We start from the raw sequence: 19951 nt of genomic DNA, 5'->3' as shown, positions 1-19951 counted from the left end.
CTGACTTAATTTATTAGTTGACGTACTTTATTGTTGATAGCTTCTATATTCAGCAAAGCACTATTAAACACAGCACTATTAAGCACGGCGCCAAGTCGTACCAGCTCGGCTGTCTTCAAGCTCAATGCCCGCCGCTTTTAATTGTTCACGCACCTCATCGGCACGCGCAAAGTCTTTGTTGGCTTTAGCCTCTGCACGCTCAATGATTAGACCATCAATAGCCGCATCGCTTAAACCATTATCCGCTTGATCGCCAATGACAGCTTGCAAAAACTGTGATACTGGTTGCTGCAGAATATTTAATACCTGTGCCAAGGCTTTGAGCTGCTGCGCCAACTGCCATGCAGTATCTACCTCTTCAGCTTTGATCGCTTTATTGATATCACGGGCCAACCCGAACAAGACACTAATTGCCGTTGAACTATTAAAATCATCATTCATGGCTTTGATAAAATCTTGTCCAGCAGGGCTGCTGTAAGCGTCATTTATTAAAGAATCATTAATCGTCAATTCCTCACCTTTTTGCTGTTCAGCAACTTTGAGCGCTTGGTATAGTCTGCTTAGGCTATTATGAGCCTCATCTAACGCACTATCCGAGAAGTTTACTTGGCTACGGTAATGGCTGGATAATAAAAAGAAGCGCAGCGTTTCAGGATGAAAATGTGCAATAACATCACGAATTGTGGAAAAATTACCTAATGACTTAGACATTTTTTCGCCATCGACGTTGATAAAGCCGACGTGCATCCAGTTACGTGAATACTCGCAGCCAGTCGCTGCTTCAGATTGAGCAATCTCGTTTTCATGGTGTGGAAATTGTAAATCATGACCACCGCCATGGATATCAAAGGTATTGCCTAGGCACTTGGTCGACATCGCCGAGCATTCAATATGCCAACCTGGACGTCCTTGACCCCACGGTGATGCCCATTGCGGCTCATGAGGTTTAGCCGCTTTCCATAGGACAAAATCAAACGGGTTGCGTTTGTCGTTTTCGACATCAACGCGCGAGCCTGCCTGCATATCATCGAGATTACGTTTTGATAACTTACCATAATCTGCAAAGCTATCTACAGCATAATAGACATCGCCGTTATCGCCAGCATACGCATAATCGCCGGTAACTAACGTCTCAATCATTTGTTGCATCTCATCGATATGGTCAGTCGCACGCGGCTCGGTATTAGGCGTCAAGCAGCCAAGGGCTGAGAAGTCCTCATGCATTGCTTTAATAAAGCGCTCAGTCAATGCACTGATAGCCTCGCCGTTTTCATTCGCGCGCGCGATGATTTTGTCATCAATATCGGTGATATTGCGCACATAATTAACGTCATAACCTATTTGTGTTAGCCAACGTACTGCCATATCAAAGCCAATCATCATCCGCGCATGACCAATATGACAATAATCATAAACGGTCATGCCGCACACATACATACCTACTTGCCCGGCTTTAAGTGGTACAAACTGACGTTTACCGCCCGTCAGTGAATCATAAATGGCAAGCTGAGACATCGCATCGGCAAGAGGTGTGGTCATGGTATAAAAGCCTTTTAATTAGAACAAGATAGATAAATTGAGATGACGATAAAATATGAGTATCGTACTATTAGCCACTAACCGCGACTAATAAGATTATAAACTTGAAAGTTACCGCTTTATAAACGCTTTATAAAACTTAACCCATTATCTTAGCGAAATCGGCTGGAAAATACTACAATGAGCGCGCAACTAACCCTATTCAATGATAAAAACCGTTAAGGATGTAGAAATGGCCAATCGCTTAAGCAAAATATATACGCGCACCGGAGATGATGGTAGCACCGGTATGGCAGATGGCAGTCGCGTAAGTAAAGCCGACAATTTATTTAGCGTAATGGGCGATATCGATGAGCTCAACTCACACATCGGCTTGGTACGGGCACACTTAACACAAGCTACTGATAATGAAAACGCAAACCAACAACATCTGCCTGAACGCTTACAACAGCAAAAAGAGTTAGACTTTGCTCAAGCCTTGGTCATAATTCAGCATTTATTATTTAATATCGGCGGTGAGCTGGCCATGCCAGAATATGAAGGCGTTAATGCCAGCCATATTGAATGGCTAGAACAACAAATTGATGCGATGAACACAACTCTGCCACCGCTCAAGGACTTTATCTTGCCGACAGGCTCACTATTGGTCAGTCAACTACACGTCGCGCGTACGGTTTGCCGCCGCGCTGAGCGCCAAGCGGTACTATTGCAGCAAGAGCGTCCAGCAGCGATTCGCAGTACTGCCGTTAGCTTTATCAATCGCTTGTCTGATTGGTTGTTCGTTGCCGCGCGTTTTTGTACCGACCCTGCCCAAGTCTCTGAGGTGCTGTGGGACAATCAAGTCTTGCAAGATTTTGCTAATGATAAATAGTCACCCATAGCATAAAGGCAAATGATGTAGTTTTACTATAGCAATCCCACCTTATCCAAAAAGGTTAGTTCTATAAAAAAGCCCACTACGTTAATGTAGCGGGCTTTTTTATAGTTGTATCACGTAGCAACTGCTGCGTTTTTATGACTTAATAAGTAGCACTGTCATCTTCAATGATGACCATATCAATGCTCTCATCATTAGGTACTAATTTTGGCGAGGTTTGGGTTGCCGGTTTTTTGGTGTCAGTGCTTGGCGCTGCTTGATTATTTTCTGTAGCACTGCTCTGACTGTTATTTTGGCTACTACTTGGATTGTTAATGGTCGGTGGCGTAGCAGGCTCAGCTGGACGAGCAGGGGCCGTCGGCGTCACAGTTCTTGGCTGACGGGTTGGCGCTGATTGATTGTTGTTATTATTGTTCTGTGCAGTGTCACGGCGACGCTCAGCCTGTTGAGCGGCACGCTGGGAACGTTGCTCATCAACTGCTGACTTAAATGCAGATCCTGCCATCATATCTGCCACCACAGTCAATAATGCCGGTTGTCCAGCAATACGGGTACGAACTTGACCACCTTGAGTACCGACGACATAAGTAAAGGCGTCGTCAACGAGCATATTATTATTGATACGAATATTGTTTTGCGCTAAGCGAGACTGCAAGCTTGGCTGGTTACCGGCCGCTTGTACTTGACTGGCCTGATACAAATCTTCGCTTGGCAGAGTCATGCTAACGCTTGCCTGACAAGTGGTCATGCCGTTGTTATTGGCTTCTTGTAAGATCGCTGCATTTTGTACGTCAATGACAATACCATTGATTTTGTCAGTGACAACACCGCTATTTAGACTGATTTCTGCCTCATTGGCATAATTGGCAGCCAACGTTTGAGCCTGCTGATTGAGCGTGTTTTTTAGCGCGGATTTCAAGCGGTCTTGTACCATCGGATCATCACAACTGACGGCAGGCGTGATGACATTATCGTCAACTGCTGGCTGTTCTACTGTTGCCTCTGTCGTCTCAGCGTTATCGTCTTTATCTGAGCGATCACAACCTGTCACGGCCAAACCACATATCAGACTAATACCGGCGACGTGCTGCCATTTGATCCACTTGCTTTTTGTTGCGCTCATACTCAATTTGCTCCCAATTTACTAATTCTTACCGTCAGCGATGGACAGTATTTGACATTCAGATCGCAACACTTGCCGCGATAGATTTGAAAATCACATTATTATAAGGTGTTTAAATGAGATGGTCATTAGTGTGACCCCTTGCTGTACAAATAATGTCTTACATTGTGCCCAAAACCTATGTTTGGTTGCAAAAACATAACAAATACATACTTATATCATCGCTAAGAATATTTAAACAAGGGCTTAATTCTAGCGGAAACTTGCAACAAACTATTCCTGAAACAACTTTCAAATATTAGCTTACTTTTCAATATCACAACCCTCTAAGACGGTATTTAATCCAAAACTATTTTGCAAATTTCGTTAGATTCTGTCGGTTGGACGCTATATCATTACTCGTAAAAATAGCCGACAGTTCCTCATTATGATAAATCTTAACAATACACTTTTACTCGGTCATCGCGGTGCGCGTGGTGAAGCAGTCGAGAATACCTTAGCAGGTTTTGAACACGCTCAACGTCTCAATCCTCAAGGTTTAGCAGGGGTTGAGTTTGATGTACAGTTGAGTGCGGATGAGCAATTAATCGTATTCCATGACGACAATCTACAACGCATGTGTGGTCAGCAATCGCGCATCGATCAATTAACGCTCGCTGAGATTCAGCGCTATCGTCAGGATAAACACCCACTTATTACTTTAGACCGCGCATATCAAGCATTGACCAATTTTAGCTATATAGAGCTTGAGATAAAGACTCATGAGCGTACCAATTACACGCAGTTGGTACATGCATTGACACGTAATCTCCTTGACACCCCGATTGCTAGCTTACCTATTGTCCTGACTAGCTTTGATGTCGAATTACACGCGCGGCTGCAACGCAATAAAACCTTACAACATATTCTGCGTGGCTTACTGATTCGCACCCCTAAAACTTTGCTAAGCGCACCACAAACTGCCCTGCAACTTGGCTGCGTCCAGCTAGGTATTCACTATCCATTGCTGACTCAAGCAGTCATTAAGCACTGTCATCGTTATCACCTGCCAGTCAGCGCGTGGACCGTCAATGATAGCGAGACGATTAAACAGCTTATTACGTGGCAAGTCGACGTCATCATTACCGATTATCCAACCTATTTTCTCACGCGCTAAGTAAGTGAACTTCTTACCTATCTTTTTGTCATATTTCAAAAAACTTGCTTGAAAATGGCTTAAAAAAGCCAGCTAATTAATTGGCTCGATAGTCATTTGTACGTTTTTATCGCACACATATTTATCTTTTTACTTACACTTTCACTTAATTGCTGATAAGTAAGGGATTGTTTGGGTTAATCACTACCATAACTCCTACAAGTTATTGTTATTTAGCAATATTTTTCTAGTGTATGACTGTTCACTTTACTAGTCTTTTAGGGTAATATGGAGGCTGAAATTAATATCATTAGGAATATTACATGATTGCTAAAAAAGTAATAGGCTTACCACTTAAGGGCTTGCGTTTTGCCATGAAGTCGGGTGATACGCTTATACAGCATGCTGGCACTCAGGCGCTGCGCGTGAAGACGTGGCTTGATACTGGCAAAAGCAAAACTGATGAGGCTGCCGATACGCAGTTTGCGACGACGAGCGGTTATAAAGATGCCAATGCAGTCGCTAACTATGAAGGTATCGATCCGCTTGAGCTTGAATTTCAAAAGTCGCCCATCAATCTGGTTCCAGCGATTTTTCTGATTACAACGCCTATTGCTGCTGCCGTCATTACGCCATGGTACTTGATGACCCATCAAGTTAGTGCGCCGGTTTGGGGCGTGTTTGGTGCCTTTATGGTGTGGACCGGTATTAGTATCACTGCAGGCTATCACCGCCTATTGTCGCATCGCGCTTATAAAGCCCATCCCTTGGTAAAAAACTTCCTATTACTTGGCTCAACCCTTGCGGTTCAAGGCTCTGCTTTTGACTGGGTATCGGGCCACCGTACGCATCATCGTCATGTTGATGACCGCATGGAAGATCCTTATTCAGCAAGACGTGGTTTTTGGTTCAGTCATATCGGTTGGATGTTACGCAATTATCCTAGTGGTCGCTTTGATTATAAAAACATTCCTGATTTGACCAAAGATAAAGTGCTACAGATTCAGCATAAATACTATGGTTTATGGGTACTGGCTACCAACGTTGCGATGGTTGCGGCAGTTGGTTGGTTAATCGGTGACGTTTGGGGCACGCTCGTATTGGCAGGTCTACTGCGCTTGGTATTGACCCACCACTTTACTTTCTTTATCAACTCGTTATGCCACATGTTTGGTACGCGTCCTTATACGGATACCAATAGTGCGCGCGATAACTTTTTCCTTGCTATCTTTACGTGGGGTGAGGGTTATCATAACTATCATCACTTCTTCCAATACGACTATCGTAATGGCGTGAAATGGTGGCAATATGATCCAACTAAATGGCTTATCTTGGGCTTATCTAAACTTGGGTTAACCAGTGAATTACGTACGGTTGACGACACCACCATTAAGCATGCTGAAGTACAAATGCAGTTCAAAAAGGCTCAACAGCAGATTGATAGTGCCACTGCGAACGGACTTGATATTCCGCATGCGATGAAGAGTTTCCAAGATCGTATCAAGTTTGAATATGATGCCTTTACGCAAACGGTCGAAGAATGGCAAGCGCTAAAAGCCAAAACTATTGAGCTAAAAAAGACCGAGTTTGCTGATCGCCTGCATGAAGTTGAAGAGATGCTAAAGCATGACTATGCCAAAGTTGAGCAAAAAATCCTTGAGCATAACAGTAATTTAAAGACAGCATTTCGCTCTATTGGTCACAGCTCCAAAGCCGCTTAAGCGTTAACAGCAGACCCGTAATGTGACGTTAATGTGACTTTCTTATTTTTGCTTTTCTCCTTCCCTTTATCTGTAATAGATAGAGGGATTTTTTTGTTTAGCGTTTATTCACAGCACTTATTTATCTGCAAGGCGCATGAAATCGGACAGGATTAATTAGGCAAAATTTGAAGGTATAGATTACAAGAGATGGACAGAGCGAAACGCTGCAATGGTAAGGCTATGCTATAGTAAGTTACTCACTTTATAATTCGATTTTATCAGCCGATGGGAAAGCCTTGTATGCGCTATCAAAACACCTACGTCAATCTAGACACACGTCTCTATCACAAACAACCTCCTACACCGCTAGAAAATCCACGGATTGGTCACTTCAACCTGCAGGTGGCACAGCAATTGGGCTGGGCAGATGATGAGGATTTAATGGCGCGCTGGGTTGAGATACTCGGTGGTCAATACTTGCCAGCAGATTTTGAACCCTTAGCCATGGCTTACGCGGGTCATCAGTTCGGGCAATGGGCAGGCCAATTGGGTGATGGGCGCGGCTTACTGATGGCACAAGTGCTCGATAATAATGATACGTTGCAAGACTTACATCTTAAAGGTATCGGCCTGACGCCTTATTCGCGGATGGGTGATGGGCGCGCCGTGTTACGCAGTACTATTCGCGAGTATTTATGTGGTCATGCCCTCACTCAGCTAGGTATCCCGTCTTCCAATGCCTTGGGCTTTGTGGTATCAGATACCAAAGTGCGCCGTGAGCGTATGGAAGCTGGAGCGGCATTAATGCGCGTTGCTGACAGTCACATTCGCTTCGGTCATGTTGAGTGGATTGCCAGCTTTGCACCTGACCTGCTCGGCGAGTTTACCGACTATATGATTGATACGTACTATCCAAAGTGCCGCCAAAGCGAGACACCCGTGTTGGCATTTTTGACCGCCGTGGTTGAGCGTACCGCACGAATGATTGCGGACTGGCAGCTAATCGGCTTTGCTCATGGCGTGATGAATACCGATAACTTATCCATTACAGGAAGTGCTTTAGACTTTGGGCCGTTTGGCTTTATGGAGCGCTTCGATCCGGCGTGGATTAACAACCATTCTGACCATACTGGGCGTTACGCTTATCAAAATCAGCCTGCTATCGGACATTGGAATCTCAATACTTGGCTACCGCATTTTATGCGCCTAGAAGGAGTCACCCGTGAGACATTGGCTGACTGTTTGGCGCCTTACGAGGCGACCTTTATGCAGCACTACCAACAGGGACTGTGCCGTAAGCTCGGTCTGCCGCACGAAAAAGAGAGCTTAACCTTGGCCTTTGAATGGCTCACCTTGCTCGAAGATAACTTACTCGATTATACCAATAGCTTTAGAGCATTATTGGCTCTCGTAGCACCAGATGATTATCCTCATGAGCAGCAGCTACTGTCTACCCTGACAGCAGAACTCACCGATGAGGCAAGTAAAGTTTGGCAAGATTGGTCGACGCGCTATCTGGCCCAATTACGGTCAGTGTCTGTCAAACAAGCGCTCGATAGCATGCGAGAGAATAATCCCGTTTATGTGCTGCGTAATAGCATGGCTCAGCGTGCCATTACTGCCGCTGAACAAGGTCAATTTGAAGAAGTTAATCGGGTGTTCGAGCTACTCGCCGACCCTTATAATGTCCAAGATATCGCTATCGAACTGGATAGTAAGCCGCCTACGCCTCATGCACCGCAAATGCCGATTAGTTGTTCGTCTTAATAAGCCTGCTATACTGTAATATTTTGAAACATAATAGGATTGGGGTTGATATTCAACCCCAATCTTTGGCATTATCAACGGGCTAAATGATGAATATCATTTAATTATATTATTCGCATAATTCACAGCTGTTGACTAGGCAGTGAAATGCCAATGATGCTAGAATGATTATTTTGCAGGATTGCTTTTTTTCGCTGCTATCTAAGCGCCGATACTTATCTTTTGCCGATACTTATTTTTTTAGTGTGACTTTACCCTCTTCTCATCATATTGCATGGTTTTTTGAGGGTTAGGCGTTAGTTTTTTTTATCACCATTTAATCTATTCCAATTTATTCCAACCATGGCAATTATTATGAATGACGATATCACTTTGAATACGGATAACCCTACTACGGAAAAAGAGCAGTTTGAACAAGCTGCCCTCCATTATCATGAGTTCCCAAGGCCGGGTAAAATCTCAGTTACGCCTATCAAGCAATTGGCCAATCAACGTGATTTGGCACTCGCCTATTCACCAGGTGTTGCCATACCCTGTCTTGAAATTCAAAGAGACCCAGCCTTGGCTGCCAAATATACCGCGCGTAGCAACTTGGTCGGCGTCATCACCAACGGTACTGCCGTACTGGGTCTAGGTAATATCGGGCCATTGGCGTCAAAACCAGTGATGGAAGGTAAAGGCGTTCTATTCAAAAAGTTTGCAGGTATCGATGTTTTTGATATTGAAATTGCCCAAAATGATCCAGATAAATTCATCGAAGCCGTCGCTTCTCTTGAGCCAACATTTGGTGGTATCAACTTAGAAGACATCAAAGCACCAGAATGCTTCAAAATCGAACGTGAATTGCGTAAACGCATGAACATTCCTGTATTCCATGACGATCAACATGGTACTTCAATCATTGTTGCCGCTGCCATGCTCAATGCGTTGATTATCACTGACAAAAAAATTGAAGATATCAAAGTCGTCTGTTCAGGTGCTGGCGCAGCAGCAATCTCTTGCTTAGACATTATTTGTGCACTTGGTGTCAATAAAAACAATATCATTGTGTCAGATTCACGCGGTATCATTAGCACCAGCCGTGAAAACCTTGACGAAACAAAGCAACGCTACGCTCGTGACACGACCGCGACTACTATCGATGAAGTGATGGATGATGTCGATATGTTCCTTGGGCTATCTATGCCAGGAACTTTATCAGAAGATATGGTTCGTCGTATGGCAAAAGACCCTATTGTATTTGCCCTTGCCAACCCCACACCAGAAATTATGCCAGAGTTGGCACATGCTGTACGTCCAGACGTCATTATGGCGACCGGTCGCTCGGATTATCCAAACCAAGTTAATAATGCCTTATGTTTCCCTTATATCTTCCGCGGTGCATTAGACGTCGGTGCTACGACTGTCAATGAAGAGATGAAAGTTGCCTGTGTACGTGCGATTGCTGCCATGGCGCACGTTGAAGCGACACCGACCACCAATGTTAGAAACATCGAATCGATGAAAAGTTTTGGTCGTGACTACTTAATCCCAGGCCCATTAGAGCCAAACTTAATCATTGAAATCGCTTCTGCGGTTGCCAAAGCGGCGATGGATTCCGGCGTTGCCACGCTTCCTATCACAGATCTTGCAGCTTATCGTCAACGTCTATCTGAGTTTGTCTATAACTCAGCCTTTGTCATGAAGCCTATTTTTGCTCGTGCCAAAGCCGCACCAAAACGCATTGTTTATTGTGAAGGCGAAGACAATAACATCTTACTTGCGGTTCAGGTCGTCGTCGACGAAGAACTGGCGCAACCTATCTTGGTTGGTCGTCCTTCAGTTATCGAAGCCAATATCGAAAAACTGGGCTTGCGTCTAAAAGATGGCGTGAACATCACTATCGTCAATCAAGATGACGACCCACGCTATAAAGAGTACTGGCAGGGTTATTATGAGAAGAACAAGCGTAAAGGCGTTAGTATTGAACTTGCCCGCCGTGATGTTCGTCGCAAGACCACATTAATCGGCTCACTATTGGTCGAAAATGGCGATGCCGATGGTATGATCTGTGGTACGTTTAGCCATTATCAACTGCATTTAGACTACGTACAAAGCGTCATTGGCAAAAAAGAAGGCGTCAAAGATTTTTATGCGATGAATGCCGTACTTATGCAAGATCGCAATATTTTTATCGCTGACACCTATATCCATGAAGATCCAACGGCTGAACAACTGGCTGAAATGACCGTTCTGGGCGTTAATCAATTACGCCGCTTTGGGATCACGCCACGTGTTGCGCTCGTATCACATTCTAACTTTGGTACCTCAAACCGTGCCAGCGCGGTCAAAATGCGTAAAGTGTATCAATTACTAACCGATATGAATGTTGATTTTGATTTTGAAGGCGAGATGCAAGGTGATGCTGCTCTGAACGAAGCGATTCGTCTAGAAGATATGCCATCAAGCCCATTAAAAGGTGCCGCAAACTTGCTTATCTTGCCAACGCTTGATTCAGCAAACATCGCCTTTAACCTGCTCAAAACAGCAACTGGTAGCGCCTCTATTGGTCCTATTTTGCTCGGTGCGAATAAACCAGTCCATATCCTAACGCCATCAGTTACCGCTCGTCGTGTGGTCAACATGACTGCGCTTGCCGTGACGGAAGCTCAAGATCTAGAGAATGAAGCTCAGGATTTAAAGGACGAAGCTCAATGATAGTATGAGTGCACTATTGAGACTGTCGCTATAATTTATTTATCGCGACGGTCTGCTATACTAAAACCAGTCAACGCTTTTAATAAAGCATTGACTGGTTTTTTTTGCTCAGTACCACTTCTATTCATGCTATGAATGCCAATTGGGTCAATACCTAGGGAATATTATGCAAGTTTATCTCGTCGGCGGCGCAGTACGTGATCGACTGTTAGGTCGTCCTATCAAAGACAAAGACTTCGTCGTCGTTGGGGCGACAGTAGCTGAGATGATAGCTGCTGGGTTTCAACAAGTCGGCGCAGATTTTCCTGTGTTTTTGCACCCTACCAGTCATGAAGAGTATGCGCTAGCTCGTACCGAACGTAAGCAAGGTCAAGGCTATCAAGGCTTTAATGTTCATGCCAGTCCTGATATCAGCTTAAAAGACGATCTACAACGTCGCGACTTGACCGTCAATGCCATGGCAATCGAAGTTACTAGCCTCACTGACGCCACCCCTATCAGTGGCGAAGTGGTCGATTACTATGGTGGACTGGATGATATAAAAAGCAAAACCCTACGTCATGTCTCTAGTGCTTTTAGCGAAGACCCATTGCGTGTTCTGCGAGTCGCGCGCTTTTATGGACGGTATTATGACTTGGGCTTTATCATCGCTGGCGAAACACTGGAATTGATGCGTCAGTTGGTCAGCTCGGGCGAACTAACACATTTAAGTAGCGAGCGCATTTGGCAAGAATCGAGCCGTGCAATGATGCAGGTCTCTCCTCAGGTATACTGGCAGCAACTGTTCGAAATCGATGCTTTAACAGAATACTTTGCGCCCTTACATCAGACGTGGAGCATTAACGGTCACATAAGAGAGACGGTACAGACCGCACTATATTTCGCGGGTCAAATGCAATTGAACTTATCACAACGCTGGGCGTTATTACTGTCGAGCCTTAATCCGGCGTTATTCGGTTTAGTACCCAGTGAAACGATGTCTGCCACAAAAGCCATTACTGAAATAGGCAACACCGCCAAAATACCAAAAGCCCAAACTCAGTTTGCGACTTTATTCGTGCAACAAGGCGAAAAATTAAAGCGTATAAACGAGTTGAGCCCGAGCGAAAAAATAGACCTTATTCAAGCCTGTAGTGCTCATAAAGAGCCTGATAAGCTCTCGCAACTGCTAGTAACCAGTCACGTGTTACAGCTCGCCTCTCAGCACCGTGAGATGATGTTAGCTCTAGGCAGCTTCCATGCTATTGGCGTCAAAGATATCGAATCAGACCTCAAAGGTCCAGCGATTGGTGCTGCATTGCGACAAGCCAGAATTGAACACTTACAAGCGCACGATATGTCATCAATACCCTCTGAAAAGATGGCTTAGAAATCACTCTTCAATGTCTATTAAAACCTAACTATGAATCAAAAACTTAAGATATCTTTAGCAGAAAATACTGTTGCACCAGTGATGCTGGTGACTGGCAGCGCCAAGCGTATTGGTGCCGCTATTATTCGTGCCGCACACTATCAGGGCTATCGGGTGATTATCCATTGTCATCATAGTAAGAATGCAGCAAATACCCTAGCCAATGAGCTAAATGAAAATCGAGCCGATAGTGCCGTGGTAATCGTCGCTGATTTGGCAATCATTAATGACAGCTCGGCTCTTAGCCAGTTCATCCAAAATATCATAGGAAGTTTTGGTCAGCTCGATGTGCTGGTACATAATGCGTCACGGTTTTATCCGAGTCCGCTTGGTAGTATCGAAAACGCGCAATGGGACGAATTGTTTTTGACTAATGCAAAAGCGCCCTTACTATTAAGCCAAGCGTTATATCCCTATCTTAAAGCACGGCAAGGTTGCATCATTAGCCTACTCGATATCCATGCACACAATAAGCCATTCAGCACTTATACCATCTATAACATGGCGAAAGCCGCTCACCGAATGATGGTACAATCTCTCGCACTCGATATGGCACCTGATGTACGTGTCAATGGCGTTGCCCCTGGAGTCAATATTTTGCCTGAGACTGATAGCGATCAAGCGCTTGATGATGAGCAACAACAAAGCATCGTTAGCTCCATTCCCATGCAAAGAATAGGAATGCCTGATGAAATTGCACATTGCGTGCTATATTTGGCTAAAGCAAGTTATGTAACCGGCGAGATAGTCGCGGTAGATGGTGGACGTAGTTTGACGCTGGCCGGTGGCAGTTATTAACAAGCCGTCAAATACTCTACGCGATTTGCTAACTTTTACTTGAAAAATAAAAAAAATCAGGTATCATTGTGCGTCTACCGTTAGGGCCCATAGCTCAGTTGGTTAGAGCAGAGGACTCATAATCCTTTGGTCGTAGGTTCAAGTCCTACTGGGCCCACCAAATTTAAACCCTTACAGTCATTGTGAACTGACCCCCGAAACTTGGACGGTTTAATTAAAGATAGTACTGAGCTCTGTATTGTACAGGGCTCAGTCCTTTTAGTTTAAGCTGAATTCTCTCATGATTATAATAATGCATATACTCATGAATCTGTTTCTCTAAATCTTCAATGGTTTTCGGCTTCTTAATATAAATCGTCTCACACTTTAAAGACCCAAAGAAGCTTTCCATCAATGCATTATCTAAACAGTTCCCTTTTCGGCTCATACTTTGCTTAATGTTATTCTCTTTAAGCGTATTCGCAAACGCTTTCATCTGATAATGCCATCCTTGATCTGAATGCAGCGTGAGCTGCTCGGTGCGCTTTGTTGGTATGCCCTTAAGCGCACGATCAAGCATCTGTTTGACCAAGTCATATACCGGTCGTTTTGATAGCTGGTAGCTGACAATCTCATTATTAAAGCAGTCAAGTATCGGTGACAGGTACAGCTTGTCATCGCCGACTTTAAATTCAGTAATGTCTGTCAGCCATCTGCGATTGGGCGCACCCGCCCGAAACTTGCGCTTGACTCTATTCTTAGCAATGACGCCGCACGCTCCTTTATAGGATCGGTACCTTTGTCGTCTGATTCTCGCTGTCAGCTTAAGCTGTCCCATCAGCCGTGCAATCAGTTTGTGGTTATGAATGAGACCCTCATTCTTAAGGGTTTGGGTGATTCGACGGTAGCCATACCGACCTTTATGCTGATGATAGATGTCACTAATACGCTGTTTAAGATCGGCGTATTTATCTTGACTACTAAGACTCGCCCTACGGTAGTAGAAACTACTCCGCGCAAGCTTTGCTATGCTGAGTAAGTCAGATAACGTGTGCTTTAGTCTCAATCCTTCGATGAGCCTTGCTTTGTCGCGGCTTGTTCCCTTTCCCGAAGCAAGGCATCGAGCTTTTTTAGATAGGCATTCTCCGCTCGTAGATATGCGTTTTCACGTTTGAGCTCTGCTAGTGTCTTTTCATTATCGGGTTTGTCTGTGATAGGAGAGGTCATGGGATGACTACCTTTATATTTGGATGTGAGTCCAGACATACCATGGAGCCTGTAAGCTTTATGCCAGTGGCTAATAAGCGCAGGTGAGCTGATATTAAACCTAAGGGCAGTTTCAGATTGGCTTAATCCTTCTGCTAACATCACAGCGATCACTTTATACTTAAAGTCGCTACTGTATTTAGTTTTATTAGTCTTAGGTTTGATGGCGTCTATACCACTATGCTGATACTGCTGAACCCACTTAGATACCATTTTGTTATCAAGTCCAAACTTCTCACCTGTCGCACCGCTACTATGTCCTTGACGGTAGTATGCTATGACTTTGATCTTAAAGTCTATGTCGTATTTCATAAAATAACCCCCAGAAGTTGTGTCCAACTTATGGGGGTCAGTTCATTAGGCTTGAAGGGTTTTTTTGTTGTCTAAGTTTTCGGAAAATCCCTACATGCTATTACTTGCATAGCATGTAGGGATTAGGTATGAATTTTAACTTTCTCAGGTGATGTTGTTAATATCAGGGTTTACCATTATTCAAACAAATTAATATGGCTTAACTTTATAGATTTTACTTCATCCAGCTTGAAGCAACAGATAAGCGCTCACCACACTCAGCGACGATACGTTCAATGAGCTCGGCACAAGTAGGGATATCGTCGATAAGACCGACAACTTGACCTGCGGTGATAACCCCGTTATCCACCTCTCCTGAATTCAGTGCGGCTTGACCACGCGCACCAGCGACTAGCGGACGTATCTCAGCAAATTCAACGCCGCCTTCTTGATACTCCATTGAGACAACTTCATCTGAAATAGCGTTTTTGAGGACGCGGACCGTGTTATTTAGGCTTCTAAAAATAAGGCGAGTATCACGCTCTGAGGCGTTGACTAACGCTTGCTTAATATTATCATGCATGGGCGCCTCGACAGTGGCACAAAAGCGCGTGCCCATGTTGATGCCTTCTGCACCCAATACTAAAGCGGCGGCCCGATACCGCCAGAGGCGATGACAGGGATTGATAGCTGTTTGACGGCAGCTGGGATGAGCACCAAGCCACCGATATCTTCCTCTCCTGAGTGACCAGCACACTCGAACCCATCAATAGATATTATATCGACACCGTGGCGCTCAGCAGATAAAGCATGACGAACCGACACACATTTATGGATAGTAATTAAGTTGGCCGCTTTGGGTTTTGCCATAAAGTCTCTGGGATTATTGCCAGCGATTTCTAAAATCTTGACCCCACTTTCGATAATGGCGTCCATATACTCATCGTAAGGCGGCGGATTGATAGTAGGATAAATGGTTAAATTAACGCCAAAGGGCTTATCCGTCATCTCACGGCAACGGGCAATCTCTTTGGTCAGCGCTTCAGGCGTCGGCATCGTGAGGGCGGTAACCATGCCTAAACCGCCAGCATTTGATACAGCGAGCGGCCGCCATGTCCGCAGTGCCCACCCACATCATGCCGCCTTGGATAATAGGGTATTTAATATTGAGCATTTCGGTGATTCTGGTTTTCATAACAAGTCCATTTAGAGTTTATAAATATATATTGATACTAGGGAAACTAGCGCTTCACTTTAATTAATCGATCAAACCGCGCTCAATGAGATGATTTTCATACTGTTCACGCATATCCTTTTTGAGCATTTTTCCAGTGCCATTCAGCGGAACAGTGTCTACAAAGACTACGGCGTCCGGAAGCTGCCATTTTGCAAGCTTTCCCTCATAATGAGCGATTAAGGCCTCCTCTGTTAACTCCTCGCCAACTGCTAATTGAGCAATAATTATTGGACGCTCATCCCATTTTGGATGCTTAGCGCCGATGACCGCTGCCATAGCCACCGCCGGATGCGACATAGCAATATCCTCTAGCTCTACTGAGGATATCCACTCACCACCTGATTTTATTAAGTCTTTCGCACGGTCGCGAATGCTTAGATAACCGTCCTCATTGATGGTTGCAATGTCACCCGTATCAAACCAACCGTCAGCCTCAAGTGCCGACTCTGCACTATTGAAATAACTATCGACAATCCAATATCCTCGAATTTGTAGATTGCCTGAGGTTTTACCATCATTAGGCAGTAGCTTATTGTTCTGATCCTTATCAACAAGACGAATCTCCACTCCAAATGGCGGACGACCCTGCGACAGACGCGTCTTTAGCTTATCGTCTGCTGATAACTCGCTATGTTTGGCTTTGAGCTGATTGGCGGTCCCTAGTGGACTGGTCTCCGTCATACCCCACGCATGTAAGGTCTCGCAATCAAACTCATCACGAAAAGCTTTAATCATGGACGATGGACAAGCTGAACCACCAACGACGTTACGTTTAAGGCTAGGCAGCTTAGTCCCCGTCTCTTTGGCCGCTGCTAGTAAGGTTTGCCAAATAGTCGGTACGCCAACCGCCACATTGACCTTATACTCATCGATCATATTGGCCAAACTGTGTCCATCTAAATTTGGCCCTGGTAGCACCACTGAGGTCCCAATCATCGCCGCCGCATAAGGCAAACCCCATGCATTGGCATGAAACATCGGTACTACAGGCAACACGATATCTTGTGACGATAAATTCATTGAATCAGGTAAGCTGGCCGCGAAGCTATGTAGCACCGTACTACGATTGGTATATAACACGCCTTTAGGATTGCCCGTGGTACCTGAGGTGTAGCATAGCGAGCTTGGTGCATTTTCATCAAGCTCAGGCCATTTATAGTCATCTGACTCTTCATCTATCAGCTCATCATAGAATAGAACATTAGGGAGTTGCGCTCTGACCTCTTCGTCAGCCGCGGTCATACAAATGAAATGCTTAACCGTGTGCAGATGGTCTTTAACCCCTAATACCAGCGGTAAAAACGTCTTTTCGAAAAACAGCACTTGATCCTCAGCATCATTAACAACATAGATAATTTGCTGCGGAAATAAACGTGGATTGATGGTATGACATACCATGCCGGAGCCGGACACCCCATACCATATCTCAAGATGACGACGGTTATTCCATGCGATGGTCGCTAAGCGATCGCCCTGCTCTATGCCCAGCTTGGCTAAAGCGTTTGCGAGGCGCTTACTGTTATTATGTATCGTTTTCCAATCAGTATGAGTCGTACTACCATCAGTCTCACGCGAATAAATCGGTGTATCACCATGGTAATCGGCAGCGTGTTCAATCAAATGGCTAATCAACAATGGCCGTTGCATCATGTGTCCGAGCATACTTTTCATACTTTCTTCCTTGAAAGTTCGTTCTGAATAATAAATATAAAATAGAGGTATAAAAGGGGTATAAAGTACTGATATCAAAAAACCGCTTTTACATAAAACGTGAGGCCAGTTCCTTCATAATCTCATTGGTACCGCCATAGATTTTTTGTACTCGGGCATCGGCATAGAGTCGTGCAATTGGATATTCCATCATGTAGCCATAACCACCAAATAGTTGTACGCATTCATCCATGACGATGCATTGCTTTTCGGTCACCCAATACTTAATTAAAGCCGCATGTTGAACCGTTAGCTCTTTTTCCAGTAATGATTCAATAGCAGCATCGCATAGGGCACTTGAAGCGATATAATGACTGTTACACTCTGCTAACTTAAAGCGGGTATTTTGAAAGCTCCATACTGGCTTACCAAAAGCGGTGCGCTCTTTGGTGTAATCAATGGTGAGATCCAGTGCCAATTTCATGGCACCAACCCCCGCCAAGGCGACGATGAGACGCTCTTGCGGCAGCTCTTGCATCAGCTGCATAAACCCCATACCTTCAACCGTACCCAAGAGGTTCTTTTGTGGCACTCGCATATTACTAAAAAACAGCTCCGAGGTATCTTGAGACGCCATACCGAGCTTTTTTAGCTTCTTGCCACGCTCAAACCCGGGCGCATTGTCCGTCTCTACTACAATCAGCGAAACGCCTTTCGCCCCTTGCTCTCTATCCGTTTTGCAAGCCACGATTATTAAATTGCCCAATTGACCATTAGTAATAAAGGTTTTAGAGCCATTGATAATATAATCATCACCGTCTTTGACTGCGAAGGTTTTGATATTCTGTAAGTCAGAGCCTGTACCCGGCTCAGTCATCGCGATTGCACCAATCAGCTCACCGGTCGCCATCTTGGGTAGCCATTTCTGCTTTTGCTCTTCGGTACCATGATGCAAAATATAAGGGGCGACAATTCCTGAATGCAAAAAGCCGCCAAAACCTGCTTGATTGGCTTCTGACTGTGCATAAATCAGCGCCGCTTCATGACGAAAATCACCGCCTGCGCCGCCATATTCCTCTGGCATCGAGGCGCATAAAAAGCCCATCTCGCCAGCTTCTAGCCAAGCTGCGCGGTCAAGCATGCCGTTCTCACGCCATTTTTCATCATGCACTTCCCAACCTTTAAACACTTTTAGCGCACTCTCATGCAGCATCTCGATTTCTTCGTCCATCCACTTCGGTTTAAAACAGGCGATAGTCATAAAGTCTTCCTTGATATGGTATTAGTTTTAATGGATGTTAAACTTCTTACACGGATAATATAATAAAAAATTATAAAATAGTAATTAATATTACCTTTTATAAAGTTATAAAAATACATATTAATACTAGCCTAGTTGCTTTTATCTTATAAAATAAATCTTACATTTGCAACAGAGTTCATTATAATGGTAATTATAATTATCCTAAATATTAACTGCTGGTTTTAAAAATTGATAAGCTAGAATTATCAAGGAGATACTAAATATGAAAACCACTCGCTCAAAAGCGCAAGCAAGTAGCAAAACTGACATTGATAAAAAAAGCGCCAAAAATAAACGTGGCAAACATAAAAGCAACTCTGCTAATTTGATTGCTCAAACGGAGTCTTTAGCCTTAGCGCCATTGTCCGATATGCGCCCTGCTACTTTAGATAAAATAGAGAAAGCCGTACGCCAGCTTTTTGCTAGTAGTGATGCTAGCGATATTACGATGATACAAATTGCTAAGGCTGCAAACGTCTCGTTGCAAACACTCTATAAGTATTTTGGCGATAAACAAACGGTACTTTATACTATTATGGATATAGTGCTTGGTAGGCTAGCGACAAGGATGATGGATCATTTGCAAGGTATTGATAGCGTAGAAGATCGTCTGCGTAAGACGTTATGGGTGTGCTTAGATTTTGTCGACACTCATCCTGACGCCGTGATGGTGTTATCGAAGGTATCGATAGCGCGTTTTCATAACATCGCTATTTACAATAATAAAGAGCTTATCAATGCTTTTTTGAGCGTGCTTGAGGATGGTCAAAAGCGAGGGGTACTGGTGGAGACGGTTCCACTGCATATCTTATTTGACGTGTTTATGGGGTTTATCAGCCGTCTCGGTATTATGAAAACGATTCGTCAAGCAGATGCCCCGCTCAATGCAAATTTTGATGCCTTATTTGATATATTATGGCGTTCGATGTCAAAACCTGAGGCAATGCAAAACTCGTCTTAGTAGCGCTAGAAGAAGAGAGACACCACTTTAATAAAACCCTCTTATCAGCCGTCCTGAATTAGTTGACTACCACAATAATGAAAAAAGCCAAATGCTACTTTTAACGGTAACGTTTGGCCTTATTATATGTATAGTCAAAATATCCTAAAAACGCGACGGTATTGCTGATATCAATTTTTTGTCGCCTCTGTCTGCGCAGGCACAGCAAGCAAGA

14 protein-coding genes, 1 tRNA gene and 1 pseudogene are annotated in these 19951 nt (G+C 44.3%); 9 read left to right on the top strand and 7 right to left on the bottom strand.

Annotation, left to right across the window (positions count from 1 at the left end; genetic code table 11):
• Positions 1–78: 78 nt before the first annotated feature.
• Positions 79–1539 carry a cysteine--tRNA ligase gene (gene cysS, locus AAEY80_RS02265; RefSeq protein WP_201577843.1) on the bottom strand — a complete coding sequence of 487 codons (1461 nt, stop codon included), beginning with the start codon at positions 1537–1539 and terminating at the stop codon, positions 79–81.
• A gap of 232 nt (positions 1540–1771) precedes the next feature.
• On the opposite strand from cysS, the gene AAEY80_RS02260 reads away from it, so the two are divergent.
• Positions 1772–2410: a cob(I)yrinic acid a,c-diamide adenosyltransferase gene (locus AAEY80_RS02260; protein WP_025650684.1), complete on the top strand. Its 639-nt coding sequence runs from the start codon at positions 1772–1774 to the stop codon at positions 2408–2410.
• Positions 2411–2558: 148 nt separating this feature from the next.
• Here the strand turns inward: AAEY80_RS02260 and AAEY80_RS02255 are convergent, their stop codons facing one another.
• Positions 2559–3539: a hypothetical protein gene (locus tag AAEY80_RS02255; protein WP_350587832.1), complete on the bottom strand. Its 981-nt coding sequence runs from the start codon at positions 3537–3539 to the stop codon at positions 2559–2561.
• A gap of 427 nt (positions 3540–3966) precedes the next feature.
• Between AAEY80_RS02255 and AAEY80_RS02250 the strand changes: the two genes are divergently transcribed.
• The 7 genes from AAEY80_RS02250 (at position 3967) to AAEY80_RS02220 (ending at position 13210) form a co-directional block, all read left to right on the top strand.
• A complete protein-coding gene (locus AAEY80_RS02250; protein WP_025650686.1) occupies positions 3967–4695 on the top strand; it encodes a glycerophosphodiester phosphodiesterase in 729 nt (242 codons plus the stop codon).
• Between the two features lie 302 nt (positions 4696–4997).
• On the top strand, positions 4998–6395 hold the full coding sequence (locus tag AAEY80_RS02245) for an acyl-CoA desaturase (protein ID WP_350587831.1): 1398 nt from the start codon (positions 4998–5000) through the stop codon (positions 6393–6395).
• Between the two features lie 282 nt (positions 6396–6677).
• On the top strand, positions 6678–8144 hold the full coding sequence (locus AAEY80_RS02240) for a protein adenylyltransferase SelO (protein ID WP_201566926.1): 1467 nt from the start codon (positions 6678–6680) through the stop codon (positions 8142–8144).
• 354 nt (positions 8145–8498) lie between these two features.
• Positions 8499–10841 carry an NADP-dependent malic enzyme gene (locus AAEY80_RS02235; RefSeq protein WP_201608601.1) on the top strand — a complete coding sequence of 781 codons (2343 nt, stop codon included), beginning with the start codon at positions 8499–8501 and terminating at the stop codon, positions 10839–10841.
• 166 nt (positions 10842–11007) lie between these two features.
• Entirely contained in the window at positions 11008–12210 is a 1203-nt protein-coding gene (locus AAEY80_RS02230) for a tRNA nucleotidyltransferase/poly(A) polymerase-related protein (RefSeq protein WP_350587830.1), read from the top strand.
• A 33-nt stretch (positions 12211–12243) separates the two neighbouring features.
• Positions 12244–13050 (top strand): pteridine reductase, encoded by an 807-nt coding sequence (locus tag AAEY80_RS02225; RefSeq protein WP_350587829.1) that lies wholly within the window; start codon positions 12244–12246, stop codon positions 13048–13050.
• An 83-nt stretch (positions 13051–13133) separates the two neighbouring features.
• Positions 13134–13210, top strand: a tRNA-Ile gene (locus tag AAEY80_RS02220).
• Positions 13211–13264: 54 nt separating this feature from the next.
• Here AAEY80_RS02220 and AAEY80_RS02215 read toward each other — a convergent pair.
• The 5 genes and pseudogenes from AAEY80_RS02215 to AAEY80_RS02195 form a co-directional block, all read right to left on the bottom strand.
• Positions 13265–14104 (bottom strand): IS3 family transposase, encoded by an 840-nt coding sequence (locus AAEY80_RS02215; RefSeq protein ID WP_265088546.1) that lies wholly within the window; start codon positions 14102–14104, stop codon positions 13265–13267.
• Positions 14092–14607: a helix-turn-helix domain-containing protein gene (locus tag AAEY80_RS02210; RefSeq protein ID WP_201577444.1), complete on the bottom strand. Its 516-nt coding sequence runs from the start codon at positions 14605–14607 to the stop codon at positions 14092–14094. Before AAEY80_RS02210 ends, AAEY80_RS02215 begins: the two co-directional genes overlap by 13 nt.
• A gap of 214 nt (positions 14608–14821) precedes the next feature.
• A pseudogene (locus AAEY80_RS02205) lies at positions 14822–15781 on the bottom strand (NAD(P)H-dependent flavin oxidoreductase).
• A 63-nt stretch (positions 15782–15844) separates the two neighbouring features.
• Positions 15845–17485 carry a long-chain-fatty-acid--CoA ligase gene (locus AAEY80_RS02200; protein WP_201566079.1) on the bottom strand — a complete coding sequence of 547 codons (1641 nt, stop codon included), beginning with the start codon at positions 17483–17485 and terminating at the stop codon, positions 15845–15847.
• A 97-nt stretch (positions 17486–17582) separates the two neighbouring features.
• A complete protein-coding gene (locus AAEY80_RS02195; RefSeq protein WP_201566071.1) occupies positions 17583–18734 on the bottom strand; it encodes an acyl-CoA dehydrogenase family protein in 1152 nt (383 codons plus the stop codon).
• Between the two features lie 265 nt (positions 18735–18999).
• Here AAEY80_RS02195 and AAEY80_RS02190 point away from each other — a divergent pair, with 265 nt between their 5' ends.
• Positions 19000–19737 (top strand): TetR/AcrR family transcriptional regulator, encoded by a 738-nt coding sequence (locus AAEY80_RS02190; protein WP_201566070.1) that lies wholly within the window; start codon positions 19000–19002, stop codon positions 19735–19737.
• Positions 19738–19951 lie beyond the last annotated feature (214 nt).

The organism is Psychrobacter sp. 78a-MNA-CIBAN-0178 (assembly GCF_040309625.1).
Lineage (GTDB): Bacteria > Pseudomonadota > Gammaproteobacteria > Pseudomonadales > Moraxellaceae > Psychrobacter > Psychrobacter okhotskensis.
This window is presented reverse-complemented; position numbering and strand designations above follow the sequence as displayed.